This is a genomic window from Microbacterium sp. NPDC055521, assembly GCF_053619695.1.
This window is the reverse complement of record NZ_JBSHJX010000006.1, coordinates 120,223-138,729: the sequence shown is the minus strand read 5'-3', so window position 1 is coordinate 138,729 and position 18,507 is coordinate 120,223. Positions and strand designations below refer to the sequence as shown.

Genomic DNA, 18,507 nt, shown 5'->3' with positions numbered 1-18,507 from the left:
CGATGAGAATCAAGCTGACGCTGCGGCGCCCAGGCGTCCCCCTGGCCGACATCGTCGTCATGGCCGACTCGACGGCCACGGTCGCCGACGTCGCAGGGCAGATCGCCGGCACCGACCCGCTGCGCTCCGTGGACGCGGCCGGCGGCGATGTGCTCAGCCTGTCGGTCGCGCCCCCGACCAGCGACGAGCTCGTCACGCTCAACCCCGATCTGCTGATCGGCGATGCGCCGGTCGGCTCGGGATTCCTCACCGAGGTCGTCAACCTCGGACCGAACCGCGCGGCCACGACGATGCTGTCCAGTCGCGCGGCGGCACTGCTCACGGTCGTCTCGGGGCCGGCCGCCGGTCAGGAGTTCCCGCTGCCCGTGGGGCACTTCTTCATCGGCCGTGACACCGCGAACGACGTGGTGCTCGCCGATCCGCTCGTCTCGAAGCGGCACGCGCGCATCGAGGTGGCATCCACCTTCGTCGAGATCGTCGATCTCAACTCCGCGAACGGCATCCTGGTCGACGGCGGTCTCGTGCAGCGACTGAGGGTCATCCCCGGTCAGAAGTTCACCCTCGGCGACTGCGAACTGGTCGTGCACCTGGTCAGCGACTACGACGGCTCGGCCGCCGCCGATCCGGTTCTCGAGCGGGGCGGGGCGCTGCTGTTCAACCGCAGCCCGCGCGTCGAGGAGCGCTATACCGGCGCCGACCTCGACGAGCCGCGCTACCCGAAGGACCAGGTGCAGCGGCTGTTCCCGTGGCCGATGCTGATCGCGCCGATCCTGCTCGGCGCGGCGATGTTCTTCATCTTCGACAACCCGCGGTCGCTGCTGATCATGGTCATGTCGCCGATGATGATGTTCGGCAACTTCATCTCGCAGAAGACGAACATCGGCCAGCGACTGCGCAAAGAGGTGGAGTCGTTCGAAGAGCAGTTCGAGCGCCTTGAAGAGAAGCTCTACCACGCGCAGCCGCGCGAGCGCGCGGTGCGCCAGGCGGAGGTGCCGGCGGTGGCGATCGTCTTCGATGAGTCGATGCGCCTGGGGCCGATGCTGTGGACCCGGCGCCCTGAGCACTGGAACTTCCTCGCCGTGCGCCTGGGCACCTGCGAGGACGAATCTCGCACCAAGGTCAAGCGGGCCGAGGTTCCGGAGGCGCTGGTCGAGTACGTCGAGCGCGTCGACCGTCTCGAAGACCGCTACCGGATGATCAGCGACGTGCCGATCCTCGAGTCGCTGCAGAGCGTCGGCTCGATCGGCGTCGCAGGCCCCACCTCGTCAGCGAGCGACGCCCTGCGGGGACTGGCCGTGCAGCTGTTCGGCATGCACTCGCCCAACGAGCTCGTCACCGTCGCGATCACCGAACCCGGCTGGGCGAACGAGCTCGACTGGCTGAAATGGCTGCCGCACACCTCGAGCGAGCGCAATCCGTTCAAGGACGTGCCGCTGGCCGACTCGGCCTCGACCGGCGCCGCGCTGCTGAACGGGCTGGAGGAGCTCGTCATGCGTCGGGCGAAGGCGGCATCCGCTCCGCGCCCTCCCTACGGCGACGACTGGGACCCGACCTTCTTCGGCACGGACGTGAAGCGGGCAGCCGAGGAGGCGAGCTTCCCGGGTCAGACCGCGGTCCTCGTCATCATCACCGATGACGCGCCCGTCGACCGCGCCCGGCTCACCCAGATCCTCGAACGAGGCGCCGACGTGGGCGTCTACGGGCTCTTCGTCGCGCCCGTGGTCGAGGCACTGCCGGCCGCGTGCCGCAGCTTCATCGACGTGACAGGCGGGCTCGAGAACGCGCGCGTCGGCACCGTCCGCAACGGCGTCTCGTACACCGGCGTGCAGGTCGAGGGCGTCTCGCACGCGTACATGACCATGTTCGCGAAGCGCCTCGCACCCGTCGTCGACTCGAGCACGGTCGTCGAGGACTCCTCCGACATTCCGAACTCGGTGATGTTCCTCTCGCTGGTCGGTGGCGAGGTGGCATCCGACCCGACCGCGGTCATCGACCGCTGGCGGCAGAACAACACCATCATCGACCGCTCGGGCGCGCCGCAGTCGCGGCTGAAGAAGGCCGGCAACCTGCGCGCCATCATCGGCCAGTCGCAGACGGATGCCATGACCCTCGACCTGCGCACGCAGGGCCCGCATGCCCTCGTCGGCGGCACCACGGGAGCCGGAAAGAGCGAGTTCCTGCAGGCGTGGGTGCTCGGCATGGCCGCGGCGCACAGTCCCGACCGCGTCACGTTCCTGTTCGTCGACTACAAGGGCGGATCGGCGTTCGCCGACTGCGTCGACCTGCCGCACACGGTCGGGCTGGTCACCGACCTCAGCCCGCACCTCGTGCGCCGGGCGCTCACCAGCCTGCGCGCCGAGCTGCACCACCGCGAGCACCTGTTCAACCGCAAGAAGGCGAAGGATCTGCTCGAGCTCGAGAAGCGTCGCGACCCCGACACCCCGCCCGCGCTCGTGCTCGTGATCGACGAGTTCGCCGCGCTCGCCGGAGAGGTGCCCGAGTTCGTGGACGGCGTGGTCGACATCGCCCAGCGCGGGCGCTCTCTCGGCATCCACCTGATCATGGCCACCCAGCGGCCCGCCGGCGTCATCAAAGACAACCTGCGCGCCAACACGAACCTCCGGGTCGCCCTGCGCATGGCCGACGAGTCCGACTCGAAGGACGTCGTCGACGACCCGGTCGCGGCATCCTTCCCGCCGTCGATCCCCGGTCGCGGCATCGCCAAGACCGGGCCGGGACGTCTCGTGCCGTTCCAGTCGGCGTATGCCGGCGGCTGGACGACCGACGAAGAGCAGGTCGCCGAGGTGAAGATCGCCGAGCTGCGCTTCGGGTCGACCCAGCTGTGGGAGGCCGAGCAGGCGCCAGAGTCCGACTCGCACGACGAGGACCTCGGTCCCACCGACCAGAAGCGCATCGTCGCGACGCTGGTGAAGGCGTCCGCCCAGGCGGGTATCCCGGCGCCCCGCCGGCCCTGGCTCGACGACCTCGAGCAGGCCGTCGACATGCGCGATCTGCCGCTGCGCGGCGACGGCGAGATCCTGCTCGGCAAGATGGACGTGCCCGCGCGCCAGCTGCAGGAGCCGACGTACTTCGTACCCGACAGGGACGGCTCGCTGCTGGTCTACGGCACGAGCGGCTCGGGCAAGTCGACCGTGCTGCGCACTCTGGCCATCGCGGCCGGGCACGATCCGAAGAGCAGCGTCGAGGTGTACGGGCTCGACTTCGGCTCGGGGTCGCTGCGCAGCCTCGAGGTGCTGCCGCACGTCGGATCGATCATCGCGGGCGACGACGCCGAGCGCGTGCAGCGCATCCTGCGCTCGCTCGCGCGCGTGCTCGACGACCGCGGCAAGCGCTTCAGCGCGGCGAACGCCGCGAGCCTCACCGAATACCGCGAGATCACCGGGCGCGACGAGTCACGCATCCTCTTCCTGATCGACGGCTTCCCGCAGTTCCGCTCGGAGTGGGAGTCGACCACCGCCCGGATGCCGTTCTACCAGACCTTCATGCGGATCCTCGGCGAGGGTCGCCCGCTGGGCGTGCACGTGGTCGCGACCGCCGACCGCTCGGGTTCGGTGCCCACGGCGGTCAGCGCGAACGTCTCCCGACGCGTGGTGCTGCGTCTGGCCGACGAGTCGGCGTACGCGATGCTCAACGCGCCGAAGGACGTGCTCGACGAGCGCTCCGCCCCGGGCCGCGCCATCATGGACGGGCTGGAGACGCAGATCGCCACGCTCGGCGGCACACCCAACGTCGCCGAGCAGACCAAGCTGCTCGAGAAGTTCGCGGCTGAGCTGCGCGCGGCCGGAGCGCGCGAGGTCGCCGAGATCGGCGCGCTGCCCACCCGGCTCTCGGCGCGCGATCTGCCCGAGCGGGTGGCGGAGTTCCCCGTGCTCGGCGTCGCCGAAGACACCCTGTCGGCGCGCGACTTCGATCCGGTCGGCACCTTCGTGGTGGCGGGGCCGCCGCTGGCGGGCAAGACGAACGCGCTCAAGGCGATGATCACCTCGATGCGGCGTTTCGACCCGGCCGTGAAGCTGTTCCACTTCGGTGGACGCCGCTCGCAGCTCAAGGAGTACGCCGACTGGACGCGCAGTGCCGTGACACCCGACGACGCGAAGGAGCTCGCGAAGGAGATCGCCGAGCTGGTCGCCGACGACACCCTTCCCGTGCGGGTGATGATCGTGGTCGAAGACGTGCCGCAGTTCGCCGACAGCCCGGCCGAGCGGGAGATGAAGGCGCTGTTCCAGGCGATCAACCGCAGCGACCACTTCCTCGTCGGCGATGCCGACGTGACGCAGGTGACCAGCGGCTTCGGGTTCATCGGCGACTTCAAGGCGGGCCGCAAGGGCATCATCCTCAAGCCCGACTCCTTCGACGGCGACGCCGTGTTCAAGGTGCCCTTCCCCAAGGTCAAGCGCACCGACTTCCCCGAGGGTCGGGGCATCTTCGTGCAGGCGGGGCGCCAGGTGACCGTGCAGCTGCCGCTGATCGAGGGAGAGCTGCTGGCGTGAGAGAAGCCGAGCTTCGCATATCTCGAGAGCGGGGTCGTGCCGGCGAGGCTCTGCGGCGCCGCGATGACGACCCTCGGTTCCATGCCCTGAGGCGCTGATCGCGTTGTCCAGGAGCACCGCTCTGCCGGCGATGGGGAGTTGTGCCCATCGACGGTTTGTGGCGGGTGTTGTTAGTTTGGGGGTGTCGGGCCGGGGTGGTCCGGACTGAACGATTTACCGGAGGTGTTGACGATGGCCGATTTCGGTGCGTCTTATGCGGAGATGGAGCAGGTGGCGTCGTCGCTGTCGCAGGCTCGTGATGACATTCAGGGGCAGTTGGACACGCTGAAGGGTCAGGTGGACACGCTGCTGGGTGAGGACTTCAAGACGCAGCATGCGTCGGGGAAGTTCGGTGAGGGTTATGGGGAGCTGACCACGGGTCTGAAGACCGCGGTGGATGGCATCAATGACATGTCGGAGTCGCTGCTGGGCATGATGCGTGCGATCCAGGATCTGGATCAGCAGCTCGCCGGCAGCTGAACCCGGGCGCGAGCTTTCCGAGGGGGTCGACCATGACGGTCGGCCCCCTCGTCGCATCCAGACGACCTGCCGACTGCGTGCAGGGCTGCGACGCCGATGACGTGACGCGTGCATGGGGAGTTGTCCCCATGGTTCCGGGGTGCGGGCGTCTTGTAGCGTGAGGGGTGTCGGGCCGGGGTGGTCCGGACTGAACGATTTACCGGAGGTGTTGACGATGGCCGATTTCGGTGCGTCTTATGCGGAGATGGAGCAGGTGGCGTCGTCGCTGTCGCAGGCTCGTGATGACATTCAGGGGCAGTTGGACACGCTGAAGGGTCAGGTGGACACGCTGCTGGGTGAGGACTTCAAGACGCAGCATGCGTCGGGCAAGTTCGGTGAGGGTTATGGGGAGCTGACCACGGGTCTGAAGACCGCGGTGGATGGCATCAATGACATGTCGGAGTCGCTGCTGGGCATGATGCGTGCGATCCAGGATCTGGATCAGCAGCTCGCCGGCAGCTGAACCCGCACGAACCACGCGGAGGGGCCGGGCGACGTCCGGTCCCTCGTTCGAATGACACGGAGGGACTGCAGAAGTGGTCGACATCATGCTGGACCTGGAGAGGCTCCGGAAGACCAAGAGCGGTTTGAAGGAGTCCGTCGACGCGTTCGAGGCCGCAGCCGCCACCAACGACCAGCTCGAACAGGCCATCGGCAAGCCCGACGGCCGCTCCGAGCTGAGAAGCCGCGTCTCGGATTTCGAGTCCGACTGGAAGTCGAACCGCGGCAAGCTGCAGAAGAACCTCGATGAGATCCTCAAGCAGCTCACCGGCATCATCGACGGCTGGGACGAGTGGGACACGAACACAGCTGATGACTTGGAGACGCCGACAAGCACGACCGGGGTCTCTGTCGGAAGGGCGACGGCGCGATGAGGTCACCTTTCACTTCGAATGAACTGCGTCCGCTGGAGGGCGAACCCGGCACGATCTGGGCCGACGGTCAGGCATTCGTCGAGCTCGCCACCACGATGGACGAGACCGCGGAGATGCTCGTCGAGGTGGGCGATTCCAGCATCCACAAGAGCAAGGGCACCGACAAGCTCGCGGATATGGCCAAGGACTCCTCCGCAGACCTCTCCGACGCCGCTGTCCGCTACGAAGGAACCGGAAAGGCGCTGCGCACCTACGCCGACGCCCTGAGGAAGGCCCAGAACTGGCTCTCGCTGCACCAGGATGAGGTCGAGAGGGCCGAGAACGAATACCAGACCGCTCTGGAGGCCAAGGAATCTGCCGACCGCCAGCTGGCGTCGGTGGAGCACCAGTGGCCCTGGGAGGACGAGCCGAGCCAGGAGGACAAGGATGCCGCTTCCGGTGCCGCGTCGTCCGCGCAGACCTCGCTGAACAGCGCCGAAAACGAGCGGAACAGTCAGTGGCGCAGCTTCGACCACGTGTTCGAGGAGTGGTCGGACGCCTACGACGACGCCGTCGCGGGCGTGCAGAAGGCGATGGATGCGGCCGACAACGGCGACGGATTCTGGGGCCTCGTCGACGACCTGCTCACGGTCATCTCCGTGGTTCTCGTCGTGCTCACCGTCGTGGCACTGATCATCGGCGCGCCGTTCACCGGTCTGCTGGCGGCGGTCATCCTCGGGCTCACGCTTCTCAGCCTCGGGCTCACCGCCCTCAAGTGGGCCGACGGCCGTGCCACCCTCGGCGATGTGGGGCTCGCGGCTCTCGGGCTGCTGCCGTTCGGCATCGGCAGAGCGCTCTCGAAGGGCGTTCCCGCGCTGAGCGCAGTCGTCAAGGGCGGGCGGGGCGTAGTGACCTCGGTGATCCGCTCGGGACTGCCGCGGGTTCGACTGCTGCATCCGTCCACCTGGGGAACACCGTTCCAGTGGCTCGCCGCGCCCATCCGCTCGATGAGCGGACTGCCCAAGCCGGGCATGTTCGTCAACCCGCTGCGCACCATCGCCAACGGCGGCCCCGAAGTCCAGCAGATCCAGCGGTTCCTGACGACCATGAAGGGCTCCGGGTGGGGCTCCAATCCTGCCGTGCAGCAGTTCGTGACGCAGACCGCCACGCAGCTGCCGGGAAAGTTCACCCAGTTCCTCAACGCGGTGTCCTGGACCGGGGCTGCCGGATTGACCGGATACGGCGCTGCCACGGCACCGTGGTGAGAGGCCGTAGGTTAGGGGATATGTCTTCAGCCCGCGCCCGTCTGCAGAAGAGAACCACGACGCTCTACCTGCTGCTGAGGATGCTGCAGGCCGCTGTGCTCATCGTGTACCTGCTCGGCTCCCTTCTGCTCGCCGGGGGTCAGGTCAGCGTTCACGGTTCGCCCATCTGGGACGCCGCCGTGGACTTCCCGCTGTTCTCCCTTCCGGGGTGGCTGATGCTGACGCTCTCGGTCACCGGCGTCCTGCTCGTGGTGGTCGTCCTCGTGCTGTCGCGAGTGGACGACGCCGGTCGCGTCGTCGGCGCCTTCTCGGCGACCGCCGCAGCCACCGTCGCCTCGTTCTTCTTCGCGTGGGCGCTGCCCGAGGGGTCGGGAGCGGATCTTTCGCTGCGGTGGGCGGCGGCGTTCACCGACGCTGCGGTTCTGCTCGCCCTGCTCGTCACAGCCGGCACCCTCGCCCTGATGTCGGACCGCCGACGTGCACGGCAGGGTCTGCCGCTGTGGTCGGGGATGGACGACGAAGCATGACCGACGAGCAGCCCGGGGGCTTCAGCATCCTCTTCCCGCCGGGCTGGACCCGGTACTTCGTCGATGACGAAGGTCGCAAGGCGCTCACGTCGCGCCTGTCCGCACAGATCCGCGCCCTCGGACGTCCCGACCTCGACGTCGAGGCGCGGATGCTCATCAACCAGCAGTGGAAGCAGCTGCAGGGCCGCCGGGTCGGAGCCGTCTACCTTCCCGACACGACTCACGACGATTCCGCCCCGCTGCCGATGTCGTTCGCGCTGATCCAGCATGTGGCGCAGGCGGGAAGCGATTTCGAGTCGTCGTTCCGCGGGATGGCCCACGGCCGCGTCGAGGCCTTCGACACGGTCATCGGGCGAATCCTGCGCACAGACAGCGAGCGGCGCGGCAAGGAGGAGCTCGCCGAGGTCATCGGGCGCCAGATCGACTACGGCATCCCGCTGCCCGGGCAGGGCGAGGGGCGCGGGATGATCATCTCGGTCTCGATCACCACGCTCGACGAGACCGATCCCGCTCTCGTCGCGGGTCTGGCGGAACTCAGCGACACGATCGTGGAGACGTTCCGATGGCGGCAGTGAGCGGCTTCAGAGTGCAGCCGGACCAGGAAGCCTGGCTGACTCTGCCCATGACCTTCCCCTTCAACGATCTCGCTGACGATCTGGCCTGGGCGGCCGAGGTCGCGCAGGACCGGGCCGCTGAGGGCGCGCCCGCCGCAGTGCGCACCGCCATCGCCGAGAGCGCGCTCGCCCTGGTGCGCGCGGATCCTCCGCTTCCAGGCGTGCAGGAGCGGTTCTGGTGGATGCCGTCGATCGGCCGTACTGCCGTGGTCGCGCACCTCACTGCCGTCGAGCTCGACGACTCCCTCAGTGCAGAGCCGCTCGACTCCTTCGCGCAGCTGGGCGTGGGCGGGATGGTGCAGGTGATCGCGCCGATCGAGGGCTCCCCGTTCGAGGAAGCGCTCGACTGCGTGCTCATCATCCCCTTGGGGGAGGAGAGCATCGCACTCCGACGGCAGATCGGCCGGCGGGCCGGGACGCTCGTGCTCATGGACGTGTTCGTCGAGGACGGCATCGCGCTGTACCAGGCGGAGCAGGATATCTCCGCGCTCTTCGCCTCCGTTCAGCTGCGTTGAGACCGCAGCTCGCCGGGCGGACCGGTGATGGGGAGTTGTGCCCATCGACGGTTTGTGGCGGGTGTTGTTAGTTTGGGGGTGTCGGGCCGGGGTGGTCCGGACTGAACGATTTACCGGAGGTGTTGACGATGGCCGATTTCGGTGCGTCTTATGCGGAGATGGAGCAGGTGGCGTCGTCGCTGTCGCAGGCTCGTGATGACATTCAGGGGCAGTTGGACACGCTGAAGGGTCAGGTGGACACGCTGCTGGGTGAGGACTTCAAGACGCAGCATGCGTCGGGCAAGTTCGGTGAGGGTTATGGGGAGCTGACCACGGGTCTGAAGACCGCGGTGGACGGTATCAATGACATGTCGGAGTCGCTGCTGGGCATGATGCGTGCGATCCAGGATCTGGATCAGCAGCTCGCCGGCAGCTGAACCCGGGCGCGAGCTTTCCGAGGGGGTCGACCATGACGGTCGGCCCCCTCGTCGTATCCAGACGACCTGCCCGCGGATGGGGAGTTGTGCCCATGGCCGGGCTGATGCTCGCGCGGATAGCGTGGACTCACCGGCTGAGGGGCCGGTGCCGAAGGGGGAGACATGTCTGACGACGACCTGCGGACAGCGCTGGCCGCATTGCGCGTGCGCATTCCTCAGTCGGCTCAGGATGCCGACGCTCTGCGCGCCGAGGTGCGGGCGGCGGATGCGGCACTCGGGCGTCACCTGCGCGCTGCGGCGACGCAACGGCAGGCCAGCAGCGAGCACCGCCGCCGTGGGGACTCATGATGACCGACGTGCGGATGGACCTCGCGCGGCTGGAATCGACCGCGCAGACGGCGAAAGGGCTCGCGACGACGTTCGACGAGGCCGAGGACTTCGCCGACGACATCGGCGGCCTCACCGGACACGGCGGCCTCGCCGGCACGATCGACGACTTCGGAGGCAAGTGGGACATCGCCCGTGAGGATCTGCGCGACAACCTGCGCTCGCAGGCCGACTTCATGCAGGCCATCGTCGACACGTTCCGGGATCTCGACGCGACGATGGCGCAGGAGGGGGAAGGGTAGCGCATGAGCGTTCTTCCCGGGCATCCGGCCGAGCTCACCTCCCGCGCGGCCGACCTCGTCACCTCCGCCGAGGTGATCTTCAACGTCATCCAGGAGCTGCGAGGCATCGTCGCCGACGACGAGGGGAAGGCCGTTCAGGCCCTCTACGAGCAGAACGACGAGATCTCGTCGCAGCTCGAGCGGATCCATCCGCGGTACAAGGGCACGGCGGATGCCATCACCGAGTACGCCGTCGCCCTCACCGCAGCGCACGACGATGCAGAGCGCGCCCAAGACGACCTCGACGACGCCCTCCTCACGCAGGGGCGCGCCGACCGCGCGCTGGCGGATCTCACCGACCAGGTGAACACGGCCGATGAGCCCGCACCGTCTCTCACCGACCGGATGCCCGGTGCGCAGCGCGCGGCCGACGATGCGGCAGCCGCCGTCGCCTCGGCACGGGATCGGATCGACGCCGCACGCGAGGCGATGAACGAGGCCGCCGAGACGGCGATCCGCCGGATCGACGCCGCGATCGACGCGACGAATGAGGGATTCTGGGACGGCGTCGGCGATTTCTTCTCGGGCATCGGCGATTTCCTCGCCGGGGTCGGGGAGTGGATCGGCGACTTCCTGCAGGGCGTCGTCGACCTGCTCAAGAGCATCGCCGACACGATCGTAGCGATCCTCGGGGCGCTCGTCGTGCTGCTGCTCGTCGTGGCCATCGGCGCGCTGTTCGGCACCATCGGGCTGATCATCGGCGCCGTGATCGCCGGCGTTCTCGCGGCCTTCCTCATCTGGAGCGTGCTCTCGGACGTGACCAAGGGCACCCCCGACGTGAGCCGTGCCGACCCGTACCCGCATCCCGAAGACCGGCCGCAGGACCCGACACTCGCCACCGTGCTCGACGGCACGGGTGAAGTCGACAGCCTCGGCAAAGAGGCCGAAAGTGTCGTGAAGATCACGAAGGTGCTCGGCCCCGACGGCTGGTACTACACGGTCACGCTGCCCAGCACCCAGGAGTGGCTCTCGCGATTCGGCGACCAGGGTGCGGTGAACGACCTCGACAGCAACCTCGCGCTGATGCTCACCCCGGCGTTGCAGACCCAGTACGAGCGGGCCGTGCTCGAGGCGATGGACCAGGCCGGAGTCGGTCCGGATGACCCGGTCATGCTCGTCGGGTTCAGCCAGGGCGGCATCATGGCCGGTCACCTGGCGGCGTACAACTCGGACTACAACTGGCGGGCCGTCGTGGCATCCGGCGCACCGATCGATCACATGCCCATACCGAGCGACATCGATGTCGTCTCCGTCCAGCACAACGGCGACCCCGTACCGCGGCTGGATGCCCTCGCCGGCGACTTCGACAGTATCGAGCACGGGTCGAACTGGACGTCGATCCGCGTCGATCCGCCGGAGCCGAACCCGGTGCTCGGGGTCGATGCCGGCGCGCACAACGCCGACGACTACGCGGGGACGTTCGAGCAGCACCTCGCGCAGGTGCAGAAGAATCATCCGAGCCTCGGGAACTTCTTCGACGAGGATGGGTACGTGAACACCTCTTACTACCACTGGACGGAATGATGGTCAGTCGCACAGCGGGAAACCAGGGACTGCTCGCCATCGCCCTGGCGGGAGCGCTCATGACGGGGACGCTGGGAGGGTGCGCGGCCCTCTCGCAGGGCCCCGACCGATCAGAGGAGATGACGACGGTGGACTTCGGAGATGTGTCGGATGCCGTGACAGCGGTCGTACCGAGGGTTGTGGACGTGCGCGACCCCGGCCGCTCGCAGAACGGTCTCGGGCACCGGTTCAGCCTCGGACTCGTCACGGATTCGGGAGAGCCGTTCACCGCGGAGGAGCTCGACGCAGTGGTCGAGGCCATCTGGACGTCGCTGCCCTGGGAGCCGAACACCATCAAGCTCACCGCCGGGACCGACGCCGGTCAGGGGGGCGAGATCGTCGACCTTCGCGGGGCTGCGGACGAGCTGGAGCATCTTCGCGTGCGCGGTGCAGGGCAGGCCGGTGTCAGCCTCACCGGGATGTCGTCTCGCTACGGGGAGTGGACGGAACCGGAATGAGCGCGCCGGAGCTGCGATTCCGGCTCCCTGGACGGTGGTTCTCGGTCGATCTCTCGAGCGTCGAGGCCACCACGGTATCCATCCGCCGCATCGCGAAGGAGTCCGTCGGAGGACCGGCCGACGACCGCGCGCCCGAGCGCGCGCGGGTGCGACAGCAGCTGCAGGATGCTGTGGCCGCCGGCTCCCGCGGTGACATCCGGGCGATCATGTTCTCGACCGAGATCGCGCTGGGTGCGCCGCTGCCGGTCACACTTCTCGTCTTCCAGCCCAGCGACCTGCGGATGAGCCCGGCGATCGGCACCGCACCGGATGCCGTCCTCGCGGTCATGGCAGAGAGTCTGAAAGAGCTCGATCCCGTGGCGCACGTGTCGATGGCCGAGGTGCGCGGTCCCGGTGTTCCGGCGCTGCGCACGCACCGCACCGAGGCCGTCACCGACGGCAGCGAGGCCGACGGCGCCACCCGGCTGATCGCGGACTACTGGATCCCCGTTCCGGAGACGAAGCAGGTGCTGCTCGCACGCTTCTCGACCCCGATCGGCGAGCTGGAGAACATGATGTGCGCCCTGTTCGACGAGTTCGTAGCGGCCGCGTTCTTCGCGAGTGAGCGCCCGCCGTCGCTGCGCGAGCAGCTGCTGACCGCGAAGCGCTGACGGCGCCCGGTTCAGCTGGGCGCGTCGGCCAGGTGCCGGGCGTGATGCCCGAGCACCTTCACCATGATGCCGCGCCGGCGCAGCTCGGAGACCGTGCGCGACTCCTCGTCGCGGTCCCGGCCCAGCGCGTGCACATTCGCCACCACCAGCACGTCGCCCGGGCGCAGCGTCTCGATCAGTCTGGCCAGGCGATCGCCCCAGCTCTCCAGGATCTCGGGAGCGGGATGGCGGAAGCCCTCGATCGGCACGCCGAAACGGGTCAGATCATCACGCTGCCGGGTCACCGACGGCATCCCGTCGCGCGCGACGACAAGACCCACCAGACGGGTTCCCTCCGGGCGGGCCGACCACCAGCCGTGATCGTCGTTCGCCAGGCACTTCGGGCAGCTCGCGGCCGCATGCGGCAGATGCAGCGGACTGGTCAGCGCAATCTCGGCCTCGCCACCGTTCGGGTTCATCGCATCACTCATCGCCGCACCTCCGGCATCCATTCTGCCCGAGTCCGCCGTCAGCGGCGGCCCGGACTCCGAGCAGTGGAGCCGTCGTACTCAGATCAGCCCGAGCGATCGCACCGTCTCGCGCTCGTCGACCAGCTCGGCCACCGACGCGTCGATGCGGGCCCGCGCCCAGGCATCCGGCTCCAGCCCCTCGACGATCTGCCACTGCCCACCCGACGAGCGGACCGGGAACGAGCAGATCAGTCCCTCCGGCACCCCGTACTCGCCACGTGAGACCACGCCCGCACTGGTCCAGTCGTCGGTGCCGTGCACCCAGTCCCGCACATGATCGATGGTCGCGCTCGCCGCGGATGCCACCGACGACGACCCGCGCACCTCGATGATCTCGGCGCCGCGCTTCGCCACCCGGGGGATGAACGTCTGCTCCTGCCAGGCGCGGACGTCCTTCACCGCCGCGGTGAGAAACTCGGCGACCGGCTCGCCGTCGAGGGTCGCGTGCGAGATGTCGGGAAACTGCGTCGCGGAGTGATTGCCCCAGATCGGCACCCGACGCACGCGGGCGACCGGGGCGCCGAGCGTCTGCGCGAGCTGCGCCCGTGCGCGGTTCTCGTCGAGCCGGGTGAGGGCGGTGAACCGCTCGGCGGGAACCCCGTCGGCCGACGACGCGGCGATCAGGGCGTTCGTGTTGGCGGGGTTGCCCACGACGGTGACGCGGATGTCGGATGCCGCGGCCGCCGCGATCGCGCGGCCCTGCGGGCCGAAGATGCCTCCGTTCGCCGCGAGCAGGTCGCCGCGCTCCATGCCTGGGCCACGCGGGCGGGCGCCGACGAGCAGGGCGAGGTTCGCGCCGTCGAACCCGACCTCGGCGTCATCGGTCACCTCGACGTCGTCGAGCAGAGGAAACGCGCCGTCCTGCAGCTCGAGGGCCGCGCCCTCTGCTGCGCGCAGTCCCTGCGGGATCTCGAGCAGTCGCAGTCTGACGTGCTCGTCCGGTCCGAGCATGTCTCCCGCCGCGATGCGGAACAGAAGCGCGTAGCCGATCTGTCCGCCGGCACCTGTGATCGTGATCGTCGTCGCCATGATGATGAGCCTAAGCCCCGCCTCCCGGTCGGATGAGGGGTGTGCGCCGATTCGTCAAGCCCTCAACGCCGGATCCCGCGGCGCGCTACCTTTTCAGCATGACTTTCAATCCGGACGCCGACATCTCGGGCAACACCACGCGCCGCCGCGGGCGGGGCGCCGCGATCGCCGGTGGTGGCGTGGGCGTGCTCGGACTCGTCGCGCTGGTCGTCGCCATGCTCGGCGGTCCCGACCTCACCGGGCTGGTCGGCGGAGCACCCGGCGGCGGGAACGCACCCGCCTCCGGCGGGGAGAGCACCCTCGCCGAGTGCGACACGGGCCAGGACGCGAACACCGATGACGACTGCCGCATGGCAGGGGCCCAGGTGCTGCTCGACGACTACTGGCAGAAGCACGTCGACGGATACCAGCCGCCCACGATGAACGTGGTCGACGGTGCGACCTCCACCCAGTGCGGCACGGCCTCGAACGCCGTCGGGCCGTTCTACTGCCCGCCCGAGCAGGGCGTCTACATCGACCCGGCCTTCTTCCAGCTCATGCGGGAGCAGTTCGGCGCCTCGGCCGGCGAGCTCGCGCAGCTGTACATCGTGGGGCACGAGTGGGGGCACCACATCCAGAACATCACCGGCACGATGGACAAGCACCCGAACAACGGCACCGGCCCCGACAGCAACGGGGTGCGCACCGAGCTTCAGGCCGACTGCTACGCGGGCGCGTGGCTGGGCGACGTCGCCGATCAGAAGGACGGCAACGGCGTCGCGTACGTCAAGAAGCCGACCGAGGAGCAGATCGCGGATGCCCTGAACGCGGCGTTCACGGTCGGCGACGACCACATCCAGGAGCAGCAGGCCGGCCGGGTGAACCCGGAGAGCTTCACGCACGGCACCAGCGAGCAGCGCCAGGCGTGGTTCGCAGACGGCTACAAGAACGGTCTCGGCGTGTGCGACACCTTCGCCGTCTCGGGCGACAAGCTCTGAGATCAGGCGCGCAGCGCCCGAAGCAGGGTGCGCACGAGCGCCGGGATGCCGCCGTGCGCGCGGAACCGGGTGAGGCCCTCGCACACGGCAGCGCCCGTGCGGGCGGAGACGAACCACGGGGGCTTCGGCAGGATCGTCACACGGCCACCGCCGTTGAGCACGGGCAACGACCGCGGGAACGGGCGGAACGGCCCGCGCACCACCGATCGCTCCACCTCGTCGAGCAGCAGGGCGTTGTGCACCACGCCGATGCCGCTGCCCACGTCGTCGAGGGTGTTGCCCGGGAACGCGCCCCAGGTCAGCGTCGGTGTGATGAACCCGAAGGCCGTCCACGAGTTGATCGCGATCGATCCGTAGCGCAGCTCGGCGATCGCACGTTCGAACCCGGTGCCGAGCGACTTCTCGGTCACCGGATCGATGAGCAGGTTCGCGCCGAGGGTGCCTTGCAGCTCGTCGTTCGCGTGGGCGATCGCGGCATCCAGGAACTCCTGTCCGGTGCCGGGCAGCTCGACGACACCCAGCACCGGGGCGAAGTACTCGGTCGACTGCATCGCCGCGGCATCGTCGCCATCGCCGATCTCCACCAGCAGGCGGTCGGCCAGCACCAGGGCATCCGGATAGTCATCCGCCGCCTGCCGGATGCGCGACGGCGAGCCGGGGTACCAGATGGGCCGCTCGGGGGCGGCCGCGTACGCGCGCCGCAGGGCGGCACGGAACTGCGCGGCCTGCGCCCACTCCGACGACATGATCACGACCTGCCCGGCGATGCAGTTGTGCCCGCCGTTCTGCAGACGCATGGTGACGATGTGCTCGGCCTGGAAGGCGATGTCGGCGGCGCTCCACTCGCCCGGCACGACGATGATCGGCGAGACGCCGCCGAGCTCGGCCGTGATCGGCTTCTTCAGCAGCGGACGGTTCTCTCGCCGACGTCGTGCGGTCGCCTCCTGTTGGGCTGCTGAGCCCGTCGAAGCACCCCACACGATCGCGTCGAAGGTGGCGGCCGAGCCGGTGATGTGCACGTGCACGAGGTCTCGATGCGCGGTGAGGTACGAGCCGACGGCCGGCCCGCCGCGCACGATCCGCAGGAAGCCGGGGGCGATCAGCGGTGCCAGCGCGCGCTCGTACACGGGCACGAGTACGTCCTGCGTGGGGTTCACCTTCAGCAGCGCCACGCGATTGTGCGCGAGAAGCTCGTACAGCACATCCAGCACGGGGATCGCGGTGATGTTGCCCGCGCCCAGTACCAGGCCGACGCCGCCCGCGGCATCCGCCGACCGCTGCGTCAGACCCGCGTTCGCGCGGGCCGTGATCGGGGTGACGCCCGGCCGCAGCCACACCTCGCCGCTGAACCCGGACAGCAGGAGACGATCGAGCCCGGTGAGAGGGAACGCGCTCACCCTGGTGCGCCCGCCGGGTGCGCGACCGACCGTCACGCCGTCGAGTGGTGAGCGTCCGTCGGCCAGCTTCGCGAGGGTGTCGATGTACGCGTCGAGTGCGCCGAGCACCGAGTACGGCCCGCTGAGCCACTCCTCGCCGCGCAGCGGATGCCTGCGGTCGAGTCCCTTGGAATCGGCGGCGGTGTTCGCCCAGTCCGTCGCCGCGGCGGCGACGCTCGTGCGCAGCGCTCGCAGCAGGGTCGCGCGCTGACCCACGGTGAGGTGCGCCCATGTGCGTGAACCCTGCTGCAGCACGTCGACCTCGGCATCCAGCGCCACGCGCTGCGCCTCATCGAGTTCGGCGTCGAGGGCCGTCTCCTGAGTCATCGTCGTCTCCTGGTGGCGGTGCGGAAGCGGACCGAGATCAGATCAGCGAGAGCTCGCGCAGCTTCGACTCGACGTCGTCATTGCTCGGCTCGACGTGGTGACTCGCGTCGGGGTAGACGACGACGGGAATGTTCGTGCGGCCCGAGATCTCCTTGGCGACGTCCGCCGCCGCCGGGTCGGCGACGAGATCGATGTAGGTGTACTCGACGCCCAGCTGGTCGAGCTGCTTCTTCGTGCGGACGCAGTCTCGGCACCAGTCGGCGCCGAACACGGTGATGGTGTCGGATGCGGGAGCGCTCATGCTCCCAGCCTACGGGGGCGCACCCGAGCGGGCGCCGAGTGGCGCCGCGGCAGGGCGTCGCATGAAACGATGGATGCTGTATCGCCGCATCACCGCGCGACACCCGACTCAGAGGACACCGTGGAGGAGATCACGTGAGCGCCCCCTCCCTTCCTCCCGTGACCGTGATCGTGCCGACGTTCAACGAGCGCGACAACGTCGCCGAACTCGTCGTCCGCACCTCGGCCGCGCTCGCCGGGATCACGGCCGAGATCCTGTTCATCGACGACAGCATCGACGGCACGATCGACGAGATCGCCCGCGTCGGAGCATCCTCGACCGTCGCGGTGCGCGGCATCCACCGAGACCGCAACACCGGTGGACTCGGCGGCGCCGTCGCCCTGGGCCTCGCCGAGGCCGTCCACGACGTGTGCATCGTCATGGACGGCGATCTGCAGCATCCGCCCGAGCTGCTGCGCGCCATGCTCGCACGGTACGCCGAGGGCGGGGTCGACGTCGTCGCCGCCTCACGCTACATCGGCGGGGGTGATTCCGCGGGGCTCGGCACGGCCGTGCGCTACGGGGTGTCGAAGGCGGCGACCGTCGTCACCAAGGCGATGTTCCTGCGGCGCCTCTGGCGCAGCACCGACCCGATGACCGGGTTCTTCCTCATCGACCGCTCGTACATCGATCTCGACGAGCTGCGACCGCAGGGATTCAAGATCCTGCTCGAGATCCTCGTGCGCGGCGGGGAGCGGCGTGAGCTGCGGATCGCGGAGGTGCCGCTCGAGTTCGGCGCGCGTCGGCACGGCGACTCGAAGGCCAGCCTGCGACAGGGAGCCACCTTCCTCGCCCACCTCGCCCGCCTGCGGTTCGGCAGGATGGGACGCTTCGCCGTCATCGGCGGCATCGGCGCCGTCGTGAACATCGGCATCATGTGGGCGCTCACCCACCTCGGCGTCGACTACGTGCTCGCTGCGATCGTCGGCGCGGCCGTCACCATCATCGGCAACTTCGTGCTGCAGGAGCTGTTCGTCTTCCGCGACGACCGCCAGGACGCTCCGCGGCTGTGGGTGCGCTTCGCGGCATCCGTCTCGTTCAACTCCGTCGAGGCGGCCCTGCGTATCCCGCTGATGGCGCTGATGGTCGAGACCTGGCACATCTCCAGCGTGATCGCCACGGCGATCTCGCTGGTGGTCGCCTTCTTCGCGAGATTCCTGTTCCACGCGCTGGTCGTGTACGCGCCCCGGCGGCGCGCGGATGCCGCGGACGAGCCGCCGGTGGACACTGCGGCGCTCCGCGTCATCCGCGCCATCGACGCCGAGGCGATGCGACCGGGAGAGCTCTGAG

The 18,507-nt window shown here is 68.9% G+C and carries 20 protein-coding genes; 16 read left to right on the top strand and 4 right to left on the bottom strand.

Annotation, left to right across the window (positions count from 1 at the left end):
* The first annotated feature begins 2 nt into the window (after positions 1–2).
* The 14 genes from ACWGSM_RS08330 to ACWGSM_RS08265 all read left to right on the top strand — a co-directional run bounded on the left by ACWGSM_RS08330 (position 3) and on the right by ACWGSM_RS08265 (position 12,599).
* The gene (locus ACWGSM_RS08330; protein ID WP_452322451.1) at positions 3–4,511 is read left to right on the top strand and encodes an FtsK/SpoIIIE domain-containing protein; all 4,509 of its coding nucleotides are present in this window, start codon (positions 3–5) and stop codon (positions 4,509–4,511) included.
* Positions 4,512–4,742: 231 nt separating this feature from the next.
* Positions 4,743–5,030: a WXG100 family type VII secretion target gene (locus ACWGSM_RS08325; RefSeq protein WP_313355075.1), complete on the top strand. Its 288-nt coding sequence runs from the start codon at positions 4,743–4,745 to the stop codon at positions 5,028–5,030.
* A gap of 214 nt (positions 5,031–5,244) precedes the next feature.
* Positions 5,245–5,532: a WXG100 family type VII secretion target gene (locus ACWGSM_RS08320; RefSeq protein WP_313355075.1), complete on the top strand. Its 288-nt coding sequence runs from the start codon at positions 5,245–5,247 to the stop codon at positions 5,530–5,532.
* Between the two features lie 73 nt (positions 5,533–5,605).
* Complete coding sequence (locus ACWGSM_RS08315; protein ID WP_452322450.1) at positions 5,606–5,944, top strand: hypothetical protein; 339 nt, start codon at positions 5,606–5,608, stop codon at positions 5,942–5,944.
* Positions 5,941–7,188 carry a hypothetical protein gene (locus ACWGSM_RS08310; protein ID WP_452322449.1) on the top strand — a complete coding sequence of 416 codons (1,248 nt, stop codon included), beginning with the start codon at positions 5,941–5,943 and terminating at the stop codon, positions 7,186–7,188. The genes ACWGSM_RS08315 and ACWGSM_RS08310 overlap by 4 nt, the downstream gene beginning before the upstream one ends.
* A gap of 20 nt (positions 7,189–7,208) precedes the next feature.
* Entirely contained in the window at positions 7,209–7,715 is a 507-nt protein-coding gene (locus tag ACWGSM_RS08305) for a hypothetical protein (protein WP_452322448.1), read from the top strand.
* Positions 7,712–8,290 carry a hypothetical protein gene (locus ACWGSM_RS08300; RefSeq protein WP_452322447.1) on the top strand — a complete coding sequence of 193 codons (579 nt, stop codon included), beginning with the start codon at positions 7,712–7,714 and terminating at the stop codon, positions 8,288–8,290. The genes ACWGSM_RS08305 and ACWGSM_RS08300 overlap by 4 nt, the downstream gene beginning before the upstream one ends.
* On the top strand, positions 8,287–8,844 hold the full coding sequence (locus ACWGSM_RS08295; protein WP_452322446.1) for a hypothetical protein: 558 nt from the start codon (positions 8,287–8,289) through the stop codon (positions 8,842–8,844). Before ACWGSM_RS08300 ends, ACWGSM_RS08295 begins: the two co-directional genes overlap by 4 nt.
* 128 nt (positions 8,845–8,972) lie before the next feature.
* Positions 8,973–9,260, top strand: a complete 288-nt coding sequence (locus ACWGSM_RS08290; protein WP_313355075.1) for a WXG100 family type VII secretion target — start codon at positions 8,973–8,975, stop codon at positions 9,258–9,260.
* Between the two features lie 162 nt (positions 9,261–9,422).
* Entirely contained in the window at positions 9,423–9,608 is a 186-nt protein-coding gene (locus tag ACWGSM_RS08285; RefSeq protein ID WP_452322445.1) for a hypothetical protein, read from the top strand.
* Positions 9,608–9,889, top strand: a complete 282-nt coding sequence (locus ACWGSM_RS08280; RefSeq protein WP_452322444.1) for a hypothetical protein — start codon at positions 9,608–9,610, stop codon at positions 9,887–9,889. Before ACWGSM_RS08285 ends, ACWGSM_RS08280 begins: the two co-directional genes overlap by 1 nt.
* A gap of 3 nt (positions 9,890–9,892) precedes the next feature.
* Positions 9,893–11,452, top strand: coding sequence for an EI24 domain-containing protein (locus ACWGSM_RS08275; protein ID WP_452322443.1), 1,560 nt, complete (start codon positions 9,893–9,895; stop codon positions 11,450–11,452).
* Positions 11,452–11,949: a hypothetical protein gene (locus tag ACWGSM_RS08270; protein ID WP_452322442.1), complete on the top strand. Its 498-nt coding sequence runs from the start codon at positions 11,452–11,454 to the stop codon at positions 11,947–11,949. Before ACWGSM_RS08275 ends, ACWGSM_RS08270 begins: the two co-directional genes overlap by 1 nt.
* The gene (locus ACWGSM_RS08265; protein ID WP_452322441.1) at positions 11,946–12,599 is read left to right on the top strand and encodes a hypothetical protein; all 654 of its coding nucleotides are present in this window, start codon (positions 11,946–11,948) and stop codon (positions 12,597–12,599) included. The genes ACWGSM_RS08270 and ACWGSM_RS08265 overlap by 4 nt, the downstream gene beginning before the upstream one ends.
* An 11-nt stretch (positions 12,600–12,610) precedes the next feature.
* Here ACWGSM_RS08265 and ACWGSM_RS08260 read toward each other — a convergent pair whose 3' ends face one another.
* Both ACWGSM_RS08260 and ACWGSM_RS08255 read right to left on the bottom strand, forming a co-directional pair.
* The gene (locus ACWGSM_RS08260; protein ID WP_452322440.1) at positions 12,611–13,069 is read right to left on the bottom strand and encodes a recombinase family protein; all 459 of its coding nucleotides are present in this window, start codon (positions 13,067–13,069) and stop codon (positions 12,611–12,613) included.
* 78 nt (positions 13,070–13,147) lie between these two features.
* A complete protein-coding gene (locus ACWGSM_RS08255; protein ID WP_452322439.1) occupies positions 13,148–14,137 on the bottom strand; it encodes a malate dehydrogenase in 990 nt (329 codons plus the stop codon).
* A gap of 98 nt (positions 14,138–14,235) precedes the next feature.
* On the opposite strand from ACWGSM_RS08255, the gene ypfJ reads away from it, so the two are divergent.
* Positions 14,236–15,114, top strand: a complete 879-nt coding sequence (ypfJ, locus tag ACWGSM_RS08250) for a KPN_02809 family neutral zinc metallopeptidase (protein ID WP_452322438.1) — start codon at positions 14,236–14,238, stop codon at positions 15,112–15,114.
* Between the two features lie 2 nt (positions 15,115–15,116).
* Here the strand turns inward: ypfJ and ACWGSM_RS08245 are convergent, their stop codons facing one another.
* Together ACWGSM_RS08245 and ACWGSM_RS08240 are read right to left on the bottom strand one after the other, a co-directional pair.
* Positions 15,117–16,877 (bottom strand): aldehyde dehydrogenase family protein, encoded by a 1,761-nt coding sequence (locus ACWGSM_RS08245; RefSeq protein WP_452322437.1) that lies wholly within the window; start codon positions 16,875–16,877, stop codon positions 15,117–15,119.
* A 37-nt stretch (positions 16,878–16,914) separates the two neighbouring features.
* The gene (locus tag ACWGSM_RS08240) at positions 16,915–17,178 is read right to left on the bottom strand and encodes a glutaredoxin family protein (RefSeq protein ID WP_452322436.1); all 264 of its coding nucleotides are present in this window, start codon (positions 17,176–17,178) and stop codon (positions 16,915–16,917) included.
* A 134-nt stretch (positions 17,179–17,312) separates the two neighbouring features.
* Between ACWGSM_RS08240 and ACWGSM_RS08235 the strand changes: the two genes are divergently transcribed.
* Positions 17,313–18,506 carry a glycosyltransferase gene (locus tag ACWGSM_RS08235; RefSeq protein ID WP_452322435.1) on the top strand — a complete coding sequence of 398 codons (1,194 nt, stop codon included), beginning with the start codon at positions 17,313–17,315 and terminating at the stop codon, positions 18,504–18,506.
* The last annotated feature ends 1 nt before the right edge of the window (position 18,507 follow it).